Raw genomic sequence first — 25,251 nt, 5'->3', positions numbered from 1 at the left:
CTGTCCGTTGCAAGTCCTCGCTCGTGCCTCGCTGCGGGCTTTTCACTTCCATCCCTCGCGCGGCGTTGTAATATCCTGAACGACGGTCCGCAAAAAACTTTGCTGCTTTGCCACTCTGCAACTTCCTCAAACCATTTCCAACAGCTGCAACGCTTTCCCAATCGATTTTACATGCTCGAAAGTCAGCAACAGACGCAAACCATTCGGGGTCTGCTTTTCCTTCATCCGGCAAAGTGCAGGCTGTTTCTGTACAAACTGCAGTACTTTGTGGAACTGCGGCGACGCATAATAATCCGACTGCTGGTCTGAAACAAAATAACAGATCATCTTGCCTTGTTTCATCACCAGTTTTTCAATTCCGAGTTTCGTGGCAATCCATTTCAGGCGGATGCTGTTCAACAATGCCCTGGCTGGTTTGGGCAACGCCCCGAAACGGTCGGTGAGTTTCTGCTCGTAGGCCAGCAGCGCTTCTTCGTCCTTGATCAGGCTGAGTTCGTTATACAGATTCAGCCTTTCTGAAATGTTATTGATGTAATCATCCGGGAACAGCAGTTCAAAATCGGTGTCGATCTGCAAATCCTTAACATATTCTTTTTCGTGGTCCTCATCTTCGTCAGCGTACAGGTCCTTAAATTCATTTTCCTTGAGTTCCTCGATCGCTTCATTCATGATTTTCTGGTACGTCTCAAACCCGATTTCGTTGATAAAACCGCTTTGTTCACCACCCAGTAAATCCCCGGCTCCGCGAATTTCGAGATCCTTCATCGCAATGCTGAAACCGCTTCCGAGTTCGCTGAACTGCTCCAGCGCTTGTATGCGCTTCCTCGCATCATCGGTCATTGCCGAATACGGCGGGCAGATGAAATAACAAAAAGCTTTTTTATTGCTCCGTCCTACACGCCCGCGCATCTGGTGCAAATCCGAAAGCCCGAAATTATTGGCGTTATTGATAAAAATCGTATTGGCATTCGGGACATCCAATCCGCTTTCGATAATCGTTGTTGCCACCAAAACGTCAAATTCACCATTCATAAATGCCAGCATCAGTTCTTCGAGTTTCTTGCCTTCCATCTGGCCGTGCCCGATTCCAACCCTCGCATTGGGCACGAGTCTTTGGATCATGCCGGCGACTTCACGGATGTTCTCAATCCGGTTGTTGATGAAAAATACCTGGCCATTTCTCTGGATTTCATATGATATTGCATCGCGAATCAGTTCTTCATTGAACCCGACAACATTCGTTTCGATCGGATAACGGTTTGGCGGCGGCGTGGTGATGACGGACAAATCCCGTGCAGCCATCAGTGAAAACTGTAGTGTCCTCGGGATTGGCGTTGCTGTCAGCGTCAGGGTATCGACATTGGCAGAAATCGTCTTGAGCTTGTCTTTTACGTTTACACCAAACTTCTGTTCCTCATCAATAATCAACAAGCCCAAATCCTTAAACTTCACGTTTTTATTCACCAACTGGTGCGTCCCGATGACAATATCAAGCCTCCCATCGGCTAAATCTTTAAGTGTTTCTGATTTCTGTTTTGCCGTCCGGAAACGGTTCAGGTAACCGACCGTGACGGGCATATCTTTCAATCTTTCTGAAAAAGTCCGGAAATGCTGGTATGCCAAAATCGTCGTCGGCACTAAAACCGCCACTTGTTTGCCGTTATCCACCGCTTTAAATGCAGCACGTATCGCAACCTCAGTCTTTCCAAAACCGACATCCCCGCAGACCAGGCGATCCATCGGGCGGTCGCTTTCCATATCGGCTTTTACATCCTGGGTCGACTTGATCTGGTCCGGCGTGTCTTCATAAATGAACGAACTTTCCAGTTCCAATTGCAGGTAACTGTCCGGATTGTAACGGAAGCCTTTCTCCAAGCGGCGTTTCGCATACAATTGAATCAGGTTGAATGCAATGTGCTTGACACGTGCCTTGGTTTTCTGCTTCAGGATTTTCCACGCATTAGAGCCGAGCTTGTAAATCTTCGGCGGTGCGCCGTCCTTGCCGTTGTATTTGGCAATCTTATGTAAAGAATGGATGCTGACGTAAACAATGTCGTTATCAGCATACACCAGTTTAATTGTTTCCTGCGTCTTGCCTTCCACCTGGATCTTCTGCAGTCCACCGAATTTACCGATGCCGTGATCGATGTGCGTGACATAATCGCCGACGGATAAGGTGTTCAGCTCCTTCAGCGTAATGGTCTGCTTTTTCGAATAACCGTTCTTGATGCTGAATTTATGGTAACGCTCGAAAATCTGATGATCGGTATAACACGCAATCTGGTTTTCCTCATCGATAAAACCCTGATACAACGGCATCACGATGGTTTCATATTGTTTTCTTAGATCCTCGGCGTTGGTTTCGTCAAGGCTTTCGAAAATATCATGGAAACGCTTAGCCTGCTGTTCATTGGAACAGAACAGGTAATTCTTGATTCCGTTAAAATGATTGTCACTCAGGTTGTTCAGCAGCAAATCAAACTGCTTGTTGAACGATGGCTGCGGCTTACTCAGGAATTCAAAAACCATATCGGTTTTGAAAATGGCTCTGGAGCCCGTTTCGGCAATTGTGAAATCGAGCGCCTTTTTTATAAATGTCTGCTGGTTCAGGAAAAGCTGCTCTGGTTTGGCATGACTGATTTCCTTATTCAGTTTTTCAAATGCTTCGCCTGCCTTTTCGTATAATTTGTCGAGCTTATGCGACAAACCTTCGGTATCGCTGATGAAAAGAATGGATTTCGGATTGATGTAATCAAGGAAACTTTCGCGGTTCTCCTGGAAAAACTTGTTCTCGACATTCGGGATGATGGCAATTTTCTTTTGCCTTTCGATCGAAAGTTGCGTTTCTACATCAAAACTGCGGATGCTTTCCACTTCATTGCCGAAAAATTCAATGCGGTACGGATGGTCATTCGAAAATGAAAACACGTCGATAATCCCGCCACGTACTGAAAATTCGCCCGGCTCTGAAATAAAATCCACGCGCTTGAATTCATACTCGAACAACACTTCATTGATGAAATCAATTGAAATCTTATCGCCTAATGCAATCTTCAGCGTGTTTTTATCCAGCTCTTTCTTGGTCACGACTTTTTCAAAAAGCGCTTCGGGATACGTTACGATAACACTCGGTTTTTTCCTCGAATTGATACGGTTCAACACTTCGGCGCGCAACAAGATATTGGCATTATCCGTATCCTCAATCTGGTATGGGTTCCGGTACGAACCCGGATAAAACAATACATCTTCGGTATTGATCATCTGCTCAAGGTCGTTCAGGAAGTAAGCCGCCTGTTCCTTATCGTCGAGAATCAGCAGGAAAGGATTTTCAGATTTCTCAAACAAAGTTTTGATGACAAATGAAAATAAGGAACCCGTGAGCCCTTTCAGATGCAGTTTCTGCTCTCTTTTCTGGAGCTGTTCTGCAATCCGGCTTATCCTGATATCGTGGTCATATTTGCTGAATAAGGCCTGTTTACTCAAGACTTTATTTATTTCATAGGATTATTAGGAATGGCCCTCGTGGTGTCGAGCATCCGGATCATGTCGGATTCGCCCTTTTCCAATGGAACATTGTCGCGTGAAACGACCTCATCCATCTGCAATTTCAGTGAAAACAGCGTCGCATTGATATCTGAAATACACATGACGACTTTTTGTTCCGGGATATCATCAAGATTGATGTAAAGGTCAAGGGAACGTATTTTGGTGGTCAGCGCGACAATCCTGCTACGGATTTCAGGCTGCGCAAATTTTATCGGAAGATTATTATTCAAAGCCATGACCCTTTTTGACAACTCCTGTGCTTTCTTCTTGAATGCGCCTATAGAGCTTTTTGGTTTCTGGCGCAATTCCGTCAAAAACAACCGCCATTCCTGCCAATTCCCAACCACAACCTGTGTTTGCTGGCTCAGCGGTTGGTCATTGAAATTCCAGGAACGCTCGATCACATTAAAAACCGCTTCCTTCTTCTTCAGGTCTTTCTGTATTTCGGCATTACGCTTCGTCTGGTCATCCTGGCAGGAAAACAGCAGCATCGATAAAAGACAAATAAGCAACGGATTTACTTTCATTTCTTGGAGTTGAAGCGCAAAGTTACGCAAAAGTTCGGAAGTTGGAGAAGTCAGAAAGGCCGGAAGTTTAGGGTTGAAAAGTTAAATACTTCTAAAATAAAGGTGTCTTTCTTTTACGGTCTCTCAATTCAGGAAGTAGCACACTCAAACTTTCAGGCCTTCCTAACTTTCGGACTTTCCCTACTTTTCAACTATATTTGTACTATAAACAACACTAACATGCCAAAAATACTTATTATCGGTGCCTGCGGACAGATTGGCACTGAACTTACGCAAAAACTCCGCAGCCTTTACGGAACTGAAAATGTGATCGCTTCCGACATTCGCAAACTCAATACCGATGTCGTGAATTCAGGGCCATTTGAAGTGGTTAATGCTTTGGATTTCAATCAAATAGAGCATCTTATTGAAAAGCACCATATTGAGGAAGTCTACCTGATGGCTGCGTTATTGTCCGCTACTGCAGAAAAAAATCCGGCTTTTGCCTGGGACCTGAATATGAATTCACTATTCCATGTGCTGAATTTAGGCAAGGCCAAAAAAATCAAAAAAATATTCTGGCCATCAAGCATCGCGGTTTTCGGGCCCACCACCCCGAAGGAAAATACGCCGCAATACACCATTATGGAACCGTCAACCGTTTACGGCATCAGCAAGCAGGCTGGCGAAAGATGGTGCGAATATTACCATAACATTTATGGTGTTGATGTGCGCAGCATCCGATATCCGGGATTGATCAGCTGGTCTACACCTCCGGGCGGCGGCACTACGGATTATGCGGTCGATATTTACCATAAGGCCTTATCCGATAAGAAATACGAATGTTTCTTAAAAGAAGGTACGCGCATGCCAATGATGTACATGGATGATGCCATCAATGCGACAATTAATATCATGAAGGCGCCTGCTGAGGAGATTAAAATCCATTCTTCATACAATTTGGCAGCGATGAGCTTTGCCCCGGAAGAAGTAGCTGCAGAAATTAAAAAGCATATCCCTGATTTTGAAATAACCTACGCGCCCGACTTCAGGCAGAAGATTGCCGACAGCTGGCCTGCGAGTATCGATGATACAGAAGCGCGTGAAGACTGGGGCTGGAATCATGAATATGATTTAGAATCAATGACAAAAGACATGCTGGAGCACCTGGCTGATGAAGCAAAATAAAAAACGCCCCTGAGATTCAGGGGCGTTTTTCATTATAACCAATTCAAATTATGGCGCTTGTACGATAGGGTCCCTCAATGATTCGAGAACCGTTACAACATCCGTATACAATTGCGTATTTGCGGCCACACCGTTAGCCTGCGCTGCGGCACCTACATATCCTTCGAATTTTGTGTAATCGGCATCAGTAGCTTTTACACCCATTCTTGGATTGACTGCCGGGTTGTGCGCTGAAACCATATCTCTTCCGTTATAAGTATTTACTGGGTTTGTCCCGCCTGTATTGAAGGAGAAGAAATCAGTAAGGTTGTCTGTAAGGATGGCCAGATTGGTAGTATTTCCTGCACCCACTTCAGCAAGCAATGGCGCGAAATGTGCTGAAAGATTTCCGTCAGCTCCCGCCTGTATGTCGGCCACGATAAGCCCTACGGTGGAATTCACTACTTTCCTGTAGCTTAAACGTCCTTTCTCAATCATTTGCCCTGCATTATCAGGATCAGACACCATAGTGGTTCCGCCAAGCCTGGCATAGATGGAGGTCGTGTCTTCTTTTTCATCAGTATCGCTACACGATACTAAAGTTGCGCCTGCGATGAAAAACATCGATAGTAAGGCGGCTTTCGTAAACTTTGTCATAAGAATCTATATTAAGAGGTTAATTAAATACACTTTGTACGGCTAGGGCAAACTTATACTTGAAACTGCCTGGATCCATGGCCGGGCAAACAGGTTTTGATGCAAGTTGGCGCGGTACGGTAAACATTTTGGCATCATAATGGCCTTTAGCCATCAATTGGTCAAAAACTTTTTGGGAATTGGTGTAGCGGTTGTCGTGGAAGTACACTACGACATTATTCTTTACAATAATATTATCGGTTGTAATGCCTTTAATCATACGCAGATTTTCCGTCACTTCTTTCTTCTTTGCATCGTCAAGGGGCTCACTGAAATCGATGCGGCTCACCTGAATATTAGGCACGTCAAGTTTCAACGGCCTTGACATAGCGATGTGTGCTACGAGTATAATGAATAAAAGCAGGAACGTTCCCAACAGGGAGAGTACCGCTATTTTGATTTTTTTTCGTGTGGTCATAATCTTGTGTATTGGTTATTTAATCTGGTGAAACAAAAACATGTACGCAGTAAAAAAAGGCTTGGTTTTGAAATAACCTGATTTTAATCCAATTTAAATCGGTTATAAATAACAATGTCATTTCTTTTTCATCTGTTCAATAAAACGGTCTTCATAAGCTGCCTTGGCCTTTATCACCTCATCGGTATTGTCATTTGGAACGGTCATGGAAAGTACATATTGGACAATTTTCCATTTTCCGTTTTCGTTTTTCAACACGCCTGAACCGCGGCAAATCTTCATCCAGGTATCGAGCAGTTCGTCAAACCACGCCAACTTTCCATCTTCACTAAAATAAATATGGCGTTCCAAAGGCTTAAAGTCCCAGGCTTTCCCTTTATCAAAATACGGCTTTGCAAAAGTGATGAAAGCATCCTTGGTCCAGTTCTCGCCAGGATCAGTTCCAATAAACATTGCATCCTTTGAAAGCACCGAAAAATAATTGTTGAAATTGGCTTCGGCAGCAGCTTTATGCCAATTGTTGAGCAATAGGTCTATTTCGGTTTTTTTGCTGTCGGTTTGCGCGTTGGCATAGGTCGAAAATAAAATCAGAAGTAAAAATAATTTTTTCATATTCAGTGCTTTGGTTAAAGTATTAAATATAACAATTATTAACTGTTAAACTGATATTTGCACCCAATTTGAAACTTTTCCGCCGGCGCTCTTACTCCGCAAAAATTTATGCCGCCAAAGCACCCTTCCTGATCATTGAAATAAGCTCAATGTATGCCTGACGGTCAGTATTGCGTACGGGAATAACCGCTTTTTCGCCCGTAACGCTCACAATATGGAGCTTCCAGCTTGCAGAAATGTATTGCTGCAACAACTTACCGATATACCCCGAAGCAGGAAGCACTTTTTTCCTGACAAGGTACATTTGCTTGATGTGGGATAAATAGAACGTGTGCGTAAAGGTTCCTTCAAACAGATTCAGGATGTCGTCTTCAATGCAAAAAGATGTTGTGGCAGATAATGTGAGGGTACTCATTCCGGTTTATTTAAGGATGTATCAAAGAACGAAAACATGATGCACACGGTCGTTATGAAATTATAGGGAGAAGTTTTGAAATTGCGATGTGCAACAAACATTTTCGGACTCTCCCTTATGCAAAAGAAAAACCGCCCAAAAGGACGGTATTTCCGGATGTATATAGAGATATGGATGTGCTATGAAGCCTGCGCCGTCCTGTTGTTGCGCTCCCGGACGTATTTCACGGCAGCTGTGAAATGCCAGCAGTCCTCCGGGCGTAGTTTGATACGGATCCTTTGATCATCAGTGGTGTTGATGCGCAATTTGTAAGTACGGTCTTCCACATAAACCATGAGGCCCATGAAAGCAGGAAAATAAGACGTTTTTCTTTTCCTGATATCCATTTTGCTAATGCTATCGAGTGGCAGGGTCAATGATTTGTCCTTAAATTGAATGTAAAGAATATCATTGTTGATAGTCACGTAAGGCGAGCGTAAGGTGTTCGGAGCTTTCATAGTGTTTACTTTTGTTTTACAAAGAAAACGAAAACGTTGTAGCTGTTGTTTTGGGATTTTTGCGATTGTTTATAATTTAACAAGGTCCCCACCGGTATGCAGTTGTGATTTATTTTTTATTTTTACGATTTTACAAGTTTTCCAATGTCTATCAAATCCTCCTGTGTGTTTTATTTCTGCTTTATTCTCGTCCAGTTTACATTCGCGCAGCAGAAAAATCGCGTATCACCAATAACGGTGTTGGAGAAACTTAATAAAACTGCGGAATTTTATGATGGACAGGTTTCCGCGGAACATAAAATTGAAGCTTTGTATAAAGCCCTCTTGAAGGCGTCAGACAACGCAAAAGATTATGGTAATATGCCCCGTGGTACCGTGTCCATTGGCAAATATTACATAAGCATCTCAAAACCAGACCGTGCCCTGAAAGTCATTGCAGATGATCAAAAGTTTGAAACACTGGGCACCGGTAAAAAATACGCGGTGATCTCGCAGTTGCGCCGACTTGAGGCCTGGGCATATGTACAGCACAACGATTACCGGCAGGGACTGAACCGTTACCTCGCAGCGTTGAAGATTTCAGAACAACACCGGCTGCCTGATGAGAAGGCCACCGTGCTTAACAATATTGCGGTACTCTACATCAGTATGTACGACCCGAAGAATCTCCCCAACACTAAAAAAGGACTTGATTACGCCGCTAAGGCCATAGAAGCAATCCGGAAAGTCAAAACTGACAGCGTACAGCAAGCATCCGACCTTAGTACAGCCTACATCAATTATGGCGACCTGCTGAACAGCTACGGCACAGACTCACGGCAACCGAAATTCCAGCTCCAGGCCGTAAAGGTGTTCGAAAAAGCGATTGCCTTATTAGACAAAATAGGCGACCGGCCCTCTCAATGCCAGGTATATGCAAACCTGGCCTATACTTATAAAAACCTGAACCGAAAAAAAGACTATTACGGCTGCCTTCTTAAATCATATGCAATTATGGAATCTGAAAGCCAGGGGATTTCGACTTACGTCCGCGAAGGAGTACACTTTGCGTTGGGGGAATATTATAATGACAATGGCGAGTTTTCAAAGGCAGTTTTTCACTTAAAGCAGGCTGAATATCTTCTACGGATAGATAAATCAAAAGATTTCCAGATTACAAATCTGGTGCTGGACCTCGGGCAAAAAGTGTACAAAAATCTTGGGGATTACAAATTAGCATACCAATACCAAAGCGATTACAGGAAATTGAAGGATAGCCTGCTGAATGCCGAAACCTTACAGAAGTTCGAGGAAATGGAAGTCAAATACCAGTCGGAACGCAAAGGCAGGCAACTTAAAGAGGCCGATCTGCAGCTCGAGAACGTCCGCCTCACCCGAAATGCAGTAATTGCCGTAGCGGTATTGCTGGCACTCTTGTTGTTCCTGATTTACATTTCGTATAAGAGCAAGAACAGGGCGCTGCTTTTCAAAAAACAGGCTGCAGACACGGCTTTACAGGTTGCAGAAATCGAAATCCAGGCGAACAGGCAAATGCTCAACCAATATACACAAAGCCTCGTCGACAAAAACCACCTGATTGACATGCTCGAAAGACAGCTCACCGAATCCGGACGCGCAGATGACGACGCATTGAGTAAACTCTCCAACAGCAGGATCCTGACCCAGGAGGACTGGTCCGAATACAAACGCCTGTTTGATAAGGTATATCCGGGATTTTTTATAAAATTACGTCAGAAATACGGGAACCTGACCGAAGCCGACGAACGCATCATGGCGTTTAGCAAACTCAATATCAATCTCAAGGAAGCCGCCAACCTACTCGGCATTTCTTATGAGTCATTGAAAAACAGCCGCTACCGCCTGCGCAAGAAAATGGGCGTGGAAAGCGACACCGATTTACGCGACATCAGCGCTTCGCTTTAGACGGACTTTCTCCCGTGGGTTTGCTGCTTTGGTATACAAGCAATCCAATGCCGGCCGCCGCGAGCCATATGAGGTTTCCGTCAATAGGCGTCGGGTCCTCGACACTGCCGCCGCCTTCAAAACCCGTTCCCGGATCCTCTTCGCCGTCCTGGGCATGAAGCGGTGAAGATAATCCTAGCATAATGATAAAGAGAAGTGATGTTGCAAATATTTTTTTAATGGGCTGTCTCATGGCAGAATGATTTTCTTATAGTATGTTTTATGGTCTTCGGTGGTTATTTTTAACAGCACCATTTGTCCAGAAAGGGTCATGTCGTCCAACCTTGTCTGTGTTGCACCAATCTGTTTTTTAGTGTAAACAAGCCTGCCTGTCAGGTCGTAAACGCTGATGGCACTCATGGACACCAAACCACTATCCAAATGTACGGCACCATCTTTCCGATACACTACCAAATCATCGCTTTGGGCTTCCGGCGCCTCGTTGCCTAAAGTATCGGAAGTATAGATGATTTCAAATCGGTTGTCAAACGTCCCTGATGGGGTCGTAAAATCATATCCTGAATTTTTCAGGTTGTGCGTCACACCCATAAGATTGTCCTTAAGGTAAATATTCTGATTAAGGAAAAGCCCATCGGTACGGTCCAGCGCTATGGTATAACTTCCTGCCGCCGCAGTCTTAAAGCCCACCATTACCGTATCGGATAACTCAAACCCAGCCCTTGCCTGTATCGCGAGTTTCGTCGTGCCTGAAAAGGAATATACCGAAACTGCGCCGTCATTTAAGAGCCTGCCGTCCCATCCATAATCAAGGCCGTTAGTCGTTTCTCCCGTGTACCCGATAGTTGCCTGCCCGAACTGCCCGTCGTCGCTGCTGATGTTGAGCCAGTAACGCGACATCCCCGTTCCATCATCCCCGTCACCATCCCTGAAAAAAGGGCTTTCGCTTGCGGACCTTCGCATCCCGTTGTGAAATGACAATGCCGTAGCAACCGGTGCGGCCTTGACAAAAAAGCCCTGGCCCGAATTAATCACCCAGGTTGATGGCGGCCCGTTGAAGTCGCCGGCCACATTCCCGCCATTGGCAGCATTCGCATTGTACGCCAACTTGGTTACCGTAGCATATGTTGTCGTGGACTGGTCATTGGTTTTGCGCCAGAAATAGAGCGTACCATTATCGAGTTGACTGCTGTTGTAGTCAATAAAATCCCAGATGTTTATCGGTGAGGGATAAGGGTTCCCCACCGCGTTGTAACGGTTCCCTGCTGTTCCGAGTGGAATGGCGATTTCGCCGTTGTTTGGCACGCCGCTGAATACACCATGGAACACCGTTGGCTGGCCGGGCGCCAGCCCATCCGGCATCCGGATCAGGTAGCCTTTTGCAGGGGTGAAGGTCATATCCTGCGGCATACCGCCAAAAACCCCCGAGGCGCTTGTATAATTGCTGTAGGCGTTCAGCGCGGTATTGTAAACATAGAAACGCTCGTCCACGGTCTGCGGTGAAAACTCTTTAAGTGACTGTGCCCCGTTCGTAGGTGATGACCAGATCGTATAGTCCTGGTAAAACAGCGGATTGCTGTCGCGCTTGTAGGTGATGTAACCACCGTTGCGGATGTTGTCATGCTGTATCAGGTTTGCCCCACTTTCGAACGTAAGGCTGCCGCCATCAACGAACACGCCGCCCACCACGTCAAAAGTATGACCGCTTTCAACCACCACATCACCGCTGTACACGATTAATTCACAGGCTTTGATAGTGCCATTGACGGCGGAGTTAAAATTGCCTTCAATGTGAACCTGTTTGGTGCCGTCTGTCGGGATACCATTGCTCCACGAAACGCCGTTCCAGGTGGTAATCGGGCCACAGGCAGGGGCGCCCTGCAGTTCGTAGGCGCCCATATCGATGGTCCCTCCGAAAATGCGCTTCTTACCCAATATGTCCGTCAACGGACTGCTGACCGGGTAAAGGTCATTGTTGCCTGCATCGACACCCTGACTGCCCGGCAGCAGCCTGAAATCAGCCTGTGCAGCATTGCTGAACAAGGGCGTGCCGTTTACGTTATTACCGCCATCGGTGCCAAAAGCGGCATTCCAGCCCGAAAGGACATCATAATCCTGCAGCAGGCTGATTGTCCATACCGGCGCGCTGCCGGCGTTAGCCACCCCGTTTGGCACGTTGCCCCATACAAGCGAGTTGTTGATTACGGTATTTGACATCGAATTAAAGATGCCCCCGCCGGTTGAAGCGGTATTTGAAACGATCGTGACATTGTTGAGCAACGGCTGTGCCTCGACGTTGAAAAAGCCTGCCCCCTGGTTCGCGTGATTTCCGTAAACGACACTGTTCGTGATTTCGGTATTGCTGAATTGCGTGAATACCCCGCCGCCGCGCTGCGCATGGTTGTTCGCGACGATACAATTGATAATGATTGGCGAACCGGAATCCACATACAATCCCGCACCGGAATCCTGCGCCATCATAATGTCATTGACCGGTGTAGCCAGATAACCTGAACCGTTGGCATTACCGCCGCGGATCGTAAAACCGTTCAATTGCGCGCTGCCGGCATCGCCCAAGCTCACTACGGCATGATACGCATTTTCCGAAATTCCTGTATTGCCGTCCGGCTGGTCGTCATGATTGAAGTCACCGCTGAGTACCGAAGCGTTCTGTGTCAGGCTCAGGTCGCGCTGTGCCAATGTCGTTTCGTGTCCGGCAAACCCGCCGTAGAGTTGTGAATTTGCTTCCAACACAAATGATCTTTCACGAGGGTCTCCCGACGCCGTTCCCGTATAGAGTTCGTTGATGTCATACTGTGGCGTATAGGTACCTCCGGCTACCCAAATCTGTTGCACGCCATCGGCGTATTGTGCGGACTGGATATCACTGGTCGCTTTGTTCCAGCTCGACCCGTTGCCGATACCATCCGGTTTTACATAGACAATCCCATTCGCGTCGGCGGCCGGAAACGGAAGCAGTGCAGTCTCCACGGCACCGATATCAATCAGGCCCTGTATTCTTGCCACGCCTTTGAGGTCGGTAATGGCCGCAGACAGCTCCGGTTGCTGGCCGGCATTAAAATAGTCCGGATTACCCATCCCGGCGAATACAGGATAGCGCGGTGTAAAATCTCCCAGGAATTCATCGGGAAACAGGTCAGAGGAGAATTCTGAATTCCCGTCAAGATTGCCATCGCTACCGCCCGGCCTATCCTGTACGAAGCTATAGCTTATGGCTGAAGCCGTACCGTTATCGTACACGCCGCCATTGTTGTTGTAAATAATACTGTTCCTGATGGCTGCCGTTGCCGACTCATTGTATATCCCGCCACTAAGGCCATCGGCGGCATAGTTGCGCAGTGCAGTCAGGTTTGTCATTACCGGCATCCCGTTGTGGAGGAACAGGCCGCCCCCGGCTACCGCAGCGCGGTTCTGGAAAAAGGCACAGCTGGTCACTATGGGTGAGGCATTGTGCGTGTATGTTCCTGCTCCCTGGTCCGCTTCATTATATTGGAAAGAAGTGGCGGTAATGTAGGGTGAGGCATTGGCAACATACATCCCGCCGCCCTGTGCCGCCTTGTTGAAAGCAATCTTAAGGTGGGCCAAATCCATTCCTGTAGCGTCGAGGTACAGCCCCGCGCCTTTATCTGCAGCCACAGTATGGCCGCTCAACTGCAGGTCGGTGCCACCGGTCGTAAAACCGCCGCGTATTGTAAAACCGTCGAGTACGGCATTTCCCATAGCTCCGGTCGCAATGACGATGTGATGTGCATTCTCCGCCAGTTTATCCCAGTCGTACCCGGAATCATCCACCATATCGTCGTCATTACCGGCAAAGTCGCCGCTCAGTACCGTCGTATTTTCGGCTAGGGCTAAATCACGTTGCGATACCGCTGTTTCCGTTCCGGCAAAATGGCCGTATATTTTTACATCGGGAAGCAGTACAAAGGCGTTTTCGCGGTCTGTTGGGTTGTCGTTCTGTAAGGTTTCCGCATGATATAGCGGCTTATAAGTGCCTGCAGCGGTCCAAATCTGTTGGATTTCAGGTTTATAATGTGCCGCAAACAACGCGTCCGCCAGTTCGGGCACCGCCTCAGCCCAACTGTTGCCCCTGGCATGGCCTGAGGCGCCTTTCTTCACATATACGACCCCATTGGCATCCGGCCTGGCGATGGTTTTGAACGCACTTTCATAGGCACCCATATCGGTACTGCCTTGTTGTATACGCGGATTTCCGACGATATCGGTATTGGCATAACCGGTAACAAACGCATCCTCGCCGCGATTGATCCCATCACTTAGAAATGCCAGCGTATAATCACCATTCGCGGCATCTGTAAAATGCGGGTCGGTCGTAATGATGTTGCCCATATTGGCAGGATGGTTCCCAAATTCGCTATAGCTGCTGAGGCAGTTGCGGAACATGGCTGTATTCGCATTTCCGAAAATGCTGCTGTCCGGCGACCCTGTCCCGGGTGCCGTGATAATCGAATTGTCAAAGCGGACAGTACCATTGCCCGTGGTTACCGTATGTGGCGTATCCGCCGATCCATTCTCCACGAGTGTACAATTGACGAAACGGACGTCCGACCCCGTGCTGTTTACCACCGTGCCCTGCTGCGAAAGCACGCCGTGATGGCTGAAAAGGCAATTGACGAATGTGGCTGTAGCGTTAGCGCATTGAACCGCGCCGCCCGATTGGCCCGCATTGTTGTTATGGAATGTACTGCTTTTGATGATGGTGCCGTTCGCATTGGATACTGCCACCGCACCACCGTGTTGCGCGTAATTAGCCGTAAAAGTGCAGTCGGATCCGGTTATCGGAGTCGATGAAAAACAAGCGCCGCCGGCATTGTTGGCGACATTGCCGGAAAAAATGATGTGCTTTAACGTGACCGCCCCGTTGCTGTACAGTCCGGCGCCGGAATCCCTGTAATAGCGCAGCCCGTCAATCAGGAATTGTGCAGGAACTGCTGTGTTGTCTTCCGGCAGACTGGCATTCCCGCCGCGGATGGTAAAGCCGTCCAGTTCGGCGCCCGTCACCCCCGTGGTCGCGAGCACGACGTGGTATACCTGATTGTTTCCGGACAATACCGTTTCATTTTCCGGAAGGCGTTGCCGCTGTGCCGGACTCGTTTCATTCCCCACGAAGCCGCCAAACAGCCTGACATTCGAAGCCAAACGGAACGTAGCGTTGGGATCTGAAGGGACGCTGCTGAGATCATCTGCCCTGAAACGCGGCTCATAGGTCCCGGATGCTACCCAAATCTGCGATATCCCGCCCGGTACCTGAGCATGACGCACGGCCCGAGCGAGGTCAGGTATGGCATTGGCCCAGCTGTTGCCGCTGAAATCCCCGGCGCCCTCGTGCGTTACATACACAATACCGTTGGCATCGGCCGTTACAGGTACTGTGAAACTCTCGAAAGCGCCGAGGTCGACGGTGCCGCCAACAATCCTGTCCTTTCCCTGCAAATCACTGGTAATGCCAGACGGAATGAGCGTGTTGCTTCCTGCGTTGACGGCGACGCTTTCGGGTTGCAGCCTGAAATCACCCGTGGCGGCGTTGATAAACCTTGCCTCGTTGACCAGTACGTTCGTACTTCCGGAAGCCTGCAGCATGTCACTGTAGTTCGTCAGCACGTATTGTAAGGCAACAGCATTATTGGAAAACGTACCGGTCTGGCCGTTTTTGATGATGAGGCAATTGTTGAAGACCATGGGCTGCGTGTTTTCCGAGTAAACGGCGGTTACCGGACTCCCGGCACCTACGCCATTGTCATAAAACGTAGTGTTGCTGAATACCGGTGCCGGGCCCTGGCCGAAATAACCGAAAAGCCCTCCGGCAAAGATACCTGACCGGTTTCGGGTAAACAGGCAGTTGTCAAAAGTGCTTGGAACGGAATTCCCCGGGGCGGCACCGGCAAAATCGAATCCGACAGCGCCACCGGCTGTGGCTCCACTGTTGTCCGTGAATATGCAATACGCGGCGGTAACCTGTGCATTTCGCAAGTATAATGCGCCGGCACCATTATTACCGGTATTTTTAAAAAGTTTGAGGTGTTTAAGGGTGATTGAGGTATCCTGCAATCCTATTGCGGCACCTTTTGGCCCGATGCCGTTGGCAATCGTAAAGCCGTTGAGGCCCGCCGTACCCAGATTTCCGGAACCGACAACGACCTGCTGGAGGTTGTCCGCGCTATGGTTCTGGCCGTCCTGTAAGGTATCGTCACCAAGCACATCACCCTCGAGTATGGTGGTACGGGCAGGATCATACAGGTCACGCTGGTCCACCGCATCTTCGGTACCCGCAAAACCGCCGTACAGCATCACATCAGGACGCAGGACAAACGAATTGGCCTGGCTGTCAGGGTTATGGGCATCGGTCACGGGATGGCGCGTCGGGACATAAGACCCGGCGGCAACCCAGACCTGCCGGATACCCTGGTGGTGTTTTGCAGCCAGCAGCGCATCAGACAAATCGGTAGCGGCATTCGCCCAGCTGTCGCCCTTACCATTTCCGGCCGCATTCTTGTTGACGAACACCACGCCGGCGCCATTCGGCTGTGGCAACGCGTGTTCAAGGCTTTCGAGCGCACCAAGGTCCACTGCATTGTACACGACACGCGCGTTGCCTGCATAGTCATCCGTTATTCCCGAAGCCAGGGACGTATCCCCCGCGTCGAGTGCGCTGCTGTACTGCCCCGGCGTGTAATTGCCCGCGGCGGCATCCGCAAACCGCACATCGTTCACCACGAACGCATTCGTATTCGCAGGATTGCTGTTAATCGGGTACGTGGAAACGACATGGTTGAAAACAATCCCGTTCAGGTTGTCGCGCAGCCGTGTATTCGGGGCGGGTGACGGTGGTGCTGAGAGTATGGTGTTGTGGAACTCCGGTGTAATGTTGGTAAACAGCGTATGCGATAGCACAGCCGAACCATTATCGGCGATGGTACAATTTACAAATACCAGCGGCGGCTGTGCAGGATTATGCCCCTGTGCGATGATGCCTGTTTCCAGCAGGCTTTTGTTGCCCGTGAAAATACAATTGGAGAAATGGCCGGATGCCGACCACACATACAGCGCGCCGCCGAGCGTATTGGACCGGTTGCCGTTAAACAGTGAATGGGACACCGTGATGGCTGCCGTCGTATATATCGCACCACCGCCGTTGGAGATGTTGTTGATGAATTGCGAAGCGGTGATGGTGGTTGGCGAGGCATAACTGCAGGCACCGCCGGTCGCCAGCGCAAAATTCTCCTCAAACCTGATGTTGCGCAACGGCATGCCTGAGCGCGACAGTATGCCGCCGCCGGTGTTCCTGAAATAGCGCGTGCCGTCGATTTCAAAAGCGATGGTGTTGCCAATGACATGCTCGGGTTCGTCAAAATCTGCGTTCCCTCCTGTGATCGTAAAGCCATCGAGCAGTGCCGTGCCAGTACCGGTGGGGGCAATCACCACGTGGTAGGCATTATCACCCCTGAAACCGAAGCCTGCGGTATCGTTCCCGGACAGGTCGCCACTGAGGATACTTGCGTTGGCGGGCGGCAACTGCCGTTGGGACAAGGCCGTCTCATTACCGGCGAAACCGCCGTAAACGTGTACATTGGGTACCATCCTGAACGCATTGGTGCGGTCGTTCACATCTGCCGCGCTGAGATTATCTGCCCGGTATTTGGGCTTGTAGGTGCCGCCGGCCACCCATATCTGCGTAATCTGTGTATCACGGCCGGCAGCCACAAACGCCCTGGCCAGGTCGGGCAGCGCGTTGGCCCAGCTGTTGCCCGATTTGGTCCCTGCGCCGCCCTGTCTTACATATACGATCCCATTGGCATCAGGCTGGGCGAGCAGGCCGTAGCTGCTTTCGAAGGCACCGCGGTCGACACTGCTGCCCTTGATCCTGTTGTTGCCGGCCACATCGGTGGTGATGCCCGCGGGCACGAGCGCATTACTTCCCGAATTGACCGCGAGGCTTTCCTCTATGAGATTCAGATTGCCGTTCGGCGCATCGACAAACAGCGGGTTCGAGTAAAACAGGTTGCCATAGGAAGAAGGATGCATTGGGAAAGGATCGTACTCCATGAGCACGTGCCGGAACACGATCCCCGGGGAATCGGTAAATACGGTTGATCCGGGGCCGATACCCATTACGCAATTATTGAACTCCATGGGTGCGCCGCCTCCGTCGCCGTAGTAAGAGCAAATATCGTAATCTTCAGCACCGTTGCCATAGAAGCTGCAGTTGTTGAACACCGGTGACGCGCCTGAACCTGAATCGCAGTACAATACACTCCCATAAGAGTTGGAACTGTTGCGCGTAAAAACGCAATTCGTAAACGCCCCGCCGGGCACCGACGAACCGTAATTGACTATCGCGATGGCGGCTGCGAATCCTATATCATCGGCAAAATTGCGGTCGAACGTACAGTTCAGGGCATCGATTGTCGACGTTATCCCGTATATCGCGCCGCCCAATACGACGCATGAGTTCGTTGTAAATCGGATGTTTCTTAAGGTGACCGTACTGCTGTGGGCGTAGATACCCCCACCGTTCGTTCCTTCGATTGCGTACCCTGAGACGGAGATCGCGCCATAACTTATGGCATATCCCCGGGCGATGGTGAATCCGTCCATCGCGGCCTGTGTCAGTCCCGCGGCCACTACGACGTGGAACGCATTGCCCGTGACGTTGAAGGCGTTCGTGAATGGCGTATCGTCGTGGTCCAGGTCCCCGTCGAGCACCGTTTCATTGGCGGGATTGTAAGGATCGCGCTCGGCGAGGGTCGTTTCGGTCCCATTGAAGCCGCCATAAAGGGTCACATTGTTGCGCAAAACAAACGCATCGTGCCGGTTGCCGGGCAGGTAGGCGCCGGTGTCCGCATTGTGTGTCGGTACGTAATTGCCTGCCTTCACCCAGACTTCGCCGCCGGACGGCAGTGCGTCTATCATCAGTTGCAGGTCGTTACCGGCATTGCTCCAGGAGGAGCCGTCCATCGTACCGCTGCCGGTTTGGGTGACGTAACGGATGTTTTGGGCATAGGCCTGTGACAGGAAAAAGAAACAGCATAAAAAACGTAATGTATTTGCCATGGGATAATCGTTTGGTTGATCGTATCCAAAACTAGTTATCGCGTATACGGTACCATAAAAATTATGGTCATCAAAATGGTCATCAATGGGATATCGTGTTGATTTACAGTAGATCATCGCCATTGTGTTTTGCGTGCCGCCCTGCCGGACCACGTTGCGGGAGCAGACCTTGACAGGGGTTGCAGTGGTCTCACATTGGCGCATACAACAGGCTCTTTTACTAAAGGACTCGTACTGACCGGGAGGATTCAATATGTGACCAGGCTATATTCCGGCCATGATGTAATTCGTATCGATACTAAGTTATTTTAGTATCAATGCTGTTTTAATGAGTATCAGTACTGAATAAATGAGTATCAATACTGTTTTATTCAGTAAGGATGCTGAATAAATGAGTAACAGTACTGATTAAATGAGCTTCTATACTGAATTATTCAGCATCAGTACTGTTTTATTCAGTAAGGATGCTGAATAAATAAGTAGCCATACTGATTAAATAAGCTCCTATACTGAATTATTTAGTATCAGTGCTGTTTTGCCGGTATGTTTGATGTTGCAAGTCATATTCCTGTGTGTGGTTAAGTTATGAGTGATGCGGTTTTCATGTAACATTAAGTGGGTTTTATACCACTGAAATTGGCATGGATGCCACATAAGGCTGGTTCGATGCAGCATAAAGCGGGTTCTATGCCGCTTTATGTGGCATACAACCCAATTTATGAGGTATGGAACCGTAAACTATAGGATATTGTGCTGCGTGAATCGGGTTAGAGTGGATTTTTGGATTGCAGGTGGTTTTCGATGGTGGCGATGACGGTGGGAAGGTCTTTGCGGATTTGTGTGTTCCAGAAGCGGAGGATTATTTAAAATAAATCCTATTGTGGATTTCCTCAATGTGTTTTTCGATGGTGCGGACCGTGGTGAAGAGGTTTTTCTTGATGTCGTTGGACCAGAAGCGGAGGACGGTCCAGCCGGATTGGATTAGGAATACATTGACTTCGTTGTCCCTTTGCATGTTCCGCTCAATCTTTTTCTGCCAGAATTCCGCGTTGTTCTTCGGCCGCTTTTCAATGATATCCCAATGTTTCCCATGAAAGAATTCGCTGTCTACAAATATGGCAATCTTGTACTTCTTAAACGAAAGGTCCGGTGTGCCGAAAATGGATTTGCTGTGTTTGCGATAGCGGTGACCGCGCTTCCATAGGGCTTTTGCAAGTAACACTTCGGATTTGGTGTCCTTGGCTCGAATTTTGCTCATGATTTTGCTGCGCTGCGCAGTTGTAAAGATGTCCATTGTACCCGCTTAAATGGTGATTTTTGGATGGCGGGAATGGATTGTAAAGGAGAATTTCTATAAAAATGTAGGAGTAGAATTCACGAAGTTACTCACAAAAGATTAAAAAATCTTTATTTCTTTTTTATCAATTTTTGTAAATCTTCTATACTTAAAGTGCTAATCTTTTTATGGAGCATTCGATGACAATTAGAGCATACTAACGCTAGGTCTGTAAGTTTGGTTGTTGAAATATCTTCACTTGTATAGAGGGGTTTTGTATGATGACATTCAATAAAACCAAAACCTAATTCACCGTATTCTTCCTTAAAGTCGAAACCACAAACCTCACAAGCCAGTTTGCCTTTGGACTTTAATATTGAGTTTTTTTTCTTTTTTGTAATCTTGTTATTGCGCTCTCGATATTTGTGGAGTTTGTATAAGACTTGGCCTTCCTGCACACTATCCAATTCGCTAACTTCATCATTTTCAATTTGGTCTAACTGCAGTTTGATAAAGTCATTTGTTACAATGGATTTAATTCTATTGGCCATTTCACGAAGTTTTCTGCGGTCTCTTCCAAATTCTTCAAACACCTCTTTATCGAGTTTACTGTAGGATTTCATCCCCTTGCCTTTGTGGTTAGGGTCGATTGCCATAAAATTTGAAAGTTTTAGGCTTACTCCATTTGGATTTCTAAACTTAGCACCGTCTGGCTTTTCCATAAATATTGGTAACTTATTAAGAAGTTCCGATAATGCAATTATGTTTGGGTTTTTAGAGTCTACGGTACCGCGATATGGATCATGATATAGATCTAGGGCTAGGATTATTTCGTCGCGATGCCATTTTGGGTTTTTCATTGAAGACGATTATAAAACAACTTTGTATTTCTCCACTATTAAGTTTGATGATGGGTTTTTTAAAATCGTTTGAAATGGATTTTGAATCATTGTTGGGACATATCCTTTCTGACTCATTTCTTTACGATTAACCAAATATAGCCAATATTTATTCTGCGTCATTTCAGCTACAGTATATTCATTCCTTGACCAAAAAAAGCATGGCGGATGACCCTCATATGACTTTACTTCTATAAATCTATTGTATGTACTATCGAAATAATTATTATAGGATGCAATATCATATCCTTGGTTTACATTGTATTCTGCGACCCAATCTATTTCCTTTGCTCCACCTAATCGTCGTTTTTCAAATTCAACAACAAATTTCTCTGCAATTATTCCATTGAGTTTTTTTTGTTCAAGTTCTTTTTCAAATTCTTCAGGCGAAATTTTTCTAAGAGGTCGTTCTAAAAATTTCTTGGCTAGAGTATAATTTTTGATAATGACCAACCCATTCTCACTTTTTTTCTCTAATAATCCTAAGTTTTGTAAAACTGAAAAAAAAATTCTATGTTTAATTTGCACAGAAAATATGTTTATCAAAATTTGATCATTCGAAATCGAAAATTCGGAGTTGATAAACAATGATTCATTTATTTGCCTATTATTAGTTAGAATGGAAAAATAAAAGAGAATCAACTCTTCCATCAGTACATTGGGGTCGATTATTAATCTTCTATTTATCTTTTCATCTTTAAATTCAACATACTTTGTTTTGAATAAAAAAGCGATAATAAATTTTATATCAACATCTCTTAAAACTGTAGAGCGTGTAAGGTTATAAAAAATATTTTTTATATTTTCATTTGATATTTTTGAAAAATAATCAAGCCCTTTGATAAACTCTGTTTTATTTGATAGGAGTATTAAATCTTCTTGCTTATCTAGATCGATATTCATTGATGATGTTTTCAATTAATAATGCTCTTTCATTTTCAATATTTTCTTCAAAAAACGGAATATCTTGTTCGATTATATCCATCATTCTTCTGAACTTAGCTTGGACGCGATTATGAATATTGCTATCAGCTATTTTATCTGAAACAATATGATAATAATTTGTTTCATAATGCACTTGATTCATATCTTGATCTAACCAAACCCTGTGGATTCTATCTCTAGACTGAACATATGGTGCAGCAGCATACCATTGCTCAAAATAGATAGCGTGGTGGCAAACCTTATGCAAAGAAATCGATTCGCCTAAAACGATAGGATTCGATATAATAAAGTCTAAGTCGGAATTTTTAAATTTATCTATAATACTTTCTCTCGTGTTTTCATCCAAGAAATTTTCTTCCGTAAGTCCTTTTCTTGTTTCGCCAATTATATATGCGCCCTTAAGTCCAAATGACTCGAGATATTTGTGCAGTTTTTTTATTGAATCAATGAAAATACCCCACAATATTACCTTGCCGTTATTTTGACGAATGTTAACTACCATATCCTTAATTAAAACATGTTTAGATGGGATATAATTATCGTTCAGACTCTTCACTTTTTCTGTTAAGGAATCGCCTAAAATGTCTTCTAGCAGTAATCTAGAATTTACTAATTCGAAGTTTCCTTCCTCAAAACTTAGTAAGGGCTTATTTAATAAATTTAAATTATTACAGCATTGAATCATTCGAAAATGGATACTCTGCCTGTTAGTTTCAACATCCGTATTAGAAATAACAGTTTCTAAACGATTATAAACTTCTGATTCAAAATCGGATAATCGATTGTTAATAATTGGATGATCAATAAAAGGAGGTAGGTTTAAATCTGTTTTTTTTATCCGTACAAAAAAAGGTTTGATATTGTCAATCAATTCTTCTATATATGATTGAACTGGATTTTGAGTTAATCCTCTTAAGAAATCTGGTCTGAATTGAGTGACGTTTCTTTCGGGATATATAAATTTAAAAATATTGTATAAATCTTCATAACCATTTGGGACAGGAGTACCAGTCAAAATTATTCTTGATTTTGCCCAAGCCGCGATGTTTAGAATACTCCCCGCCCAGATACCATCCAGACTTTTGAACTTATGCGCCTCATCACAAACCAGCATAACCTTATTTGATTGAGATTTCAAGAATATCAATAATTCTTCTACTAAATTTGGCACTGATTGATAAGTTATTAAATAAAGATCGTATTTATAAGGGGTGATTCCTTTTAAAACATCCCTTTTCTTATTTATTGGAATTTCCCCATTAATTCGTATTGATTTCGGTTGTTTTCCAAAACACTCATAATATTCCTGTTCCCATGGATCGAAGGAAGATGGAGGGCCTATAATTAGGAGTTTGTTTACAAATTTATCATGGGTTTCCCCTAAGCTATTTAGATAGGAGTAGGCCGAATATACAATTGAGGTTTTTCCAGCGCCGGGGACTGAAAAATTGCAAGAATTTTGAGAAAAAGACATGTGATATGCACTCAAAATCTGTAGCTTATATAGCTTTCTGTTTTTCAAATTAATATTAGTCGAATCACAAAACTCTTTAAACTCAGTCGTGTTGTAATTATTCTCCCAGATATTTCGAGCATTATTAGAGAATTGCAAAAAATTTTCTTGATTTTTCACTTCCACTGATACAATATCTTTAAACGCAGAATCAAAATTTAAATCAATTAGACTTAATTTTTTATGAAGAGAATTTTTAAAATTAAAAAGAAAAGAATTGTCTAGGAAAAGGTCATTGACCAATACAAGTTTATTTGGAATAGCTATGTCTACTTCAAAGTTGTTTCGAAGCCAATGCATAACTTTTGGTTTTTTCAATGCTTCTAAATCGCCAGTAAATTCGATTTTATTTCCGTGATAAGAAACATTTATTGAGTCCATTATTTAAGTTCTTTTTTTAATGTTTCGGCTATTTTCCTGATTTTATCGATATACTTGTAATTATTTTCAATCCGATTTTCATCTTGTAGAATTAGTAATAATTTATTATTTAATTGGACATTACCATTCGATTCAAATAAATCTTCATTAACCAAGTTCATTAGTTTGTCCAATGCGTCTCTTAGAAATTGTTCAGGCTTGTCGTTATTTTCTTTATCCTTCAATTTGGAATCGGCAATTCCTAGAGCACTTTTAAAAGCACCTGAAGCTTTATCGGCCCATTCTTTATCAATTTTTTTTGCAGCATCAGCATGAGAAAGTCCGTCTTTATTCACAACATCTTCTAAATTTGGAATTTCAATGTCTTCAATTGAACCTAAATTTTCGATAAAATCAGACCATATTTTTGGGTTACTAAAAATTGCTTTGTCTTTGCTGTTTTTAAAATATCGTTCTCTAACTTTCTTTGAATCCCAATTGCCTTTTTGTTTCGTTTCAGCATTATAATTCCATCTTATTAAATCAAAACCATATATTTTAAAATTATATATGTCGTCATCATTAAAAGACCACCCAGCTAATCCTTTTCCTTCGGAATAAAGCTTGTGTATATTCTCTAATTTGATAAACAAATCTTCTGTGTTTTCTAATCTACTCCACATCTTATCAAATCCAATATATTCTAAATATTCCAACATCAGTTTTCCAATTCTATAAATAGCCATTACTTTACGGACGTTTTTTATACCCATCACCTTACATAATTCATCATAGGTCATTCGAGGTGATGCCACATCAATAAAATTATCTACAAAATCCATTATCCTAATATAAGGTTCAATAGCACCATATCCGACTTTTTCATCTTGGCCCATTTGAATTTCAGCTTCAAGACGTTTAATCTGGAATTCCTTTTCACCGCCATCACTATAGGTGTCATCAAGAATAATTGCACGAAACTGCCGATTCAAACCTTGTTTATTTAGTTCGCGCGTAATCATGAAACGCCTATTTCCGTCTACTACGATGCCATCTCGGGTTATTACACCAGGAATTATTTGTTTCTTGTCTCGGATATCTGCAAGTGTTTTTTTATTGTCTGCGACAGATTTCTCCCATATCCAATTATGAATTTTTTCATTTACATCGTCAACACTTAACTCCTTTAAATCCGCACCATTCACTTGTGTGAACTCGATAACTTCAGTCCCAATTCTGCCATTTAAATAATTAAATCTTAACAAGTTTATGGGGATTTCATAAACAGGTAGATTTCTAGTTTCACCTTTATAGTATATTGGGTAAGATCCGACGGATTCTCCGTCTTTTATCTTTTTTATTTCGGATTCAATGTTTATTGTGCCCAT

At 45.2% G+C, this 25,251-nt stretch carries 16 protein-coding genes; 2 read left to right on the top strand and 14 right to left on the bottom strand.

Going from position 1 to position 25,251, the window contains the following annotated elements; genetic code table 11:
* Positions 1-126: 126 nt before the first annotated feature.
* The gene (gene mfd / locus HYN49_RS04610) at positions 127-3,444 is read right to left on the bottom strand and encodes a transcription-repair coupling factor (protein WP_394336407.1); all 3,318 of its coding nucleotides are present in this window, start codon (positions 3,442-3,444) and stop codon (positions 127-129) included.
* Positions 3,445-3,491: 47 nt separating this feature from the next.
* Complete coding sequence (locus tag HYN49_RS04605; protein WP_108903026.1) at positions 3,492-4,073, bottom strand: hypothetical protein; 582 nt, start codon at positions 4,071-4,073, stop codon at positions 3,492-3,494.
* A gap of 219 nt (positions 4,074-4,292) precedes the next feature.
* Between HYN49_RS04605 and HYN49_RS04600 the strand changes: the two genes are divergently transcribed.
* Positions 4,293-5,240: an L-threonine 3-dehydrogenase gene (locus HYN49_RS04600; RefSeq protein WP_108903025.1), complete on the top strand. Its 948-nt coding sequence runs from the start codon at positions 4,293-4,295 to the stop codon at positions 5,238-5,240.
* 48 nt (positions 5,241-5,288) lie between these two features.
* On the opposite strand, the gene HYN49_RS04595 is transcribed toward HYN49_RS04600, so the two are convergent.
* From HYN49_RS04595 to HYN49_RS04575, 5 genes are all read right to left on the bottom strand, one after another.
* Complete coding sequence (locus HYN49_RS04595) at positions 5,289-5,876, bottom strand: globin family protein (protein ID WP_108903024.1); 588 nt, start codon at positions 5,874-5,876, stop codon at positions 5,289-5,291.
* A gap of 19 nt (positions 5,877-5,895) precedes the next feature.
* Positions 5,896-6,333 carry a hypothetical protein gene (locus HYN49_RS04590; RefSeq protein WP_108903023.1) on the bottom strand — a complete coding sequence of 146 codons (438 nt, stop codon included), beginning with the start codon at positions 6,331-6,333 and terminating at the stop codon, positions 5,896-5,898.
* A gap of 117 nt (positions 6,334-6,450) precedes the next feature.
* Positions 6,451-6,945: a nuclear transport factor 2 family protein gene (locus tag HYN49_RS04585; RefSeq protein ID WP_108903022.1), complete on the bottom strand. Its 495-nt coding sequence runs from the start codon at positions 6,943-6,945 to the stop codon at positions 6,451-6,453.
* A gap of 106 nt (positions 6,946-7,051) precedes the next feature.
* The gene (locus tag HYN49_RS04580) at positions 7,052-7,360 is read right to left on the bottom strand and encodes a hypothetical protein (protein ID WP_108903021.1); all 309 of its coding nucleotides are present in this window, start codon (positions 7,358-7,360) and stop codon (positions 7,052-7,054) included.
* A 179-nt stretch (positions 7,361-7,539) separates the two neighbouring features.
* Positions 7,540-7,857 carry a hypothetical protein gene (locus HYN49_RS04575; RefSeq protein WP_108903020.1) on the bottom strand — a complete coding sequence of 106 codons (318 nt, stop codon included), beginning with the start codon at positions 7,855-7,857 and terminating at the stop codon, positions 7,540-7,542.
* Between the two features lie 144 nt (positions 7,858-8,001).
* On the opposite strand from HYN49_RS04575, the gene HYN49_RS15155 reads away from it, so the two are divergent.
* Positions 8,002-9,780, top strand: coding sequence for a helix-turn-helix domain-containing protein (locus HYN49_RS15155; RefSeq protein ID WP_181369004.1), 1,779 nt, complete (start codon positions 8,002-8,004; stop codon positions 9,778-9,780).
* On the opposite strand, the gene HYN49_RS04565 is transcribed toward HYN49_RS15155, so the two are convergent.
* From HYN49_RS04565 to HYN49_RS04535, 7 genes are all read right to left on the bottom strand, one after another.
* Entirely contained in the window at positions 9,764-10,012 is a 249-nt protein-coding gene (locus HYN49_RS04565) for a hypothetical protein (RefSeq protein WP_146185052.1), read from the bottom strand. The two genes, HYN49_RS15155 and HYN49_RS04565, sit on opposite strands and share 17 nt — an antisense overlap.
* Positions 10,009-18,870 (bottom strand): choice-of-anchor Q domain-containing protein, encoded by an 8,862-nt coding sequence (locus HYN49_RS15315; RefSeq protein WP_108903018.1) that lies wholly within the window; start codon positions 18,868-18,870, stop codon positions 10,009-10,011. Before HYN49_RS15315 ends, HYN49_RS04565 begins: the two co-directional genes overlap by 4 nt.
* Positions 18,871-19,729: 859 nt before the next feature.
* On the bottom strand, positions 19,730-20,164 hold the full coding sequence (locus HYN49_RS04555; protein WP_108903017.1) for a very short patch repair endonuclease: 435 nt from the start codon (positions 20,162-20,164) through the stop codon (positions 19,730-19,732).
* Between the two features lie 113 nt (positions 20,165-20,277).
* Entirely contained in the window at positions 20,278-21,006 is a 729-nt protein-coding gene (locus HYN49_RS04550) for an HNH endonuclease (protein ID WP_108903016.1), read from the bottom strand.
* A 9-nt stretch (positions 21,007-21,015) separates the two neighbouring features.
* Positions 21,016-21,948, bottom strand: a complete 933-nt coding sequence (locus HYN49_RS04545; RefSeq protein ID WP_108903015.1) for a DUF3883 domain-containing protein — start codon at positions 21,946-21,948, stop codon at positions 21,016-21,018.
* Positions 21,929-23,884, bottom strand: coding sequence for an SNF2-related protein (locus HYN49_RS04540; RefSeq protein ID WP_108903014.1), 1,956 nt, complete (start codon positions 23,882-23,884; stop codon positions 21,929-21,931). Before HYN49_RS04540 ends, HYN49_RS04545 begins: the two co-directional genes overlap by 20 nt.
* Positions 23,884-25,251 (bottom strand): hypothetical protein, encoded by a 1,368-nt coding sequence (locus HYN49_RS04535; RefSeq protein WP_108903013.1) that lies wholly within the window; start codon positions 25,249-25,251, stop codon positions 23,884-23,886. Before HYN49_RS04535 ends, HYN49_RS04540 begins: the two co-directional genes overlap by 1 nt.

Source organism: Flavobacterium pallidum (assembly GCF_003097535.1).
Lineage (GTDB): Bacteria > Bacteroidota > Bacteroidia > Flavobacteriales > Flavobacteriaceae > Flavobacterium > Flavobacterium pallidum.
The sequence above is the reverse complement of the archived record's forward strand: the minus strand, read 5'-3'. Positions and strand labels throughout refer to the sequence as shown.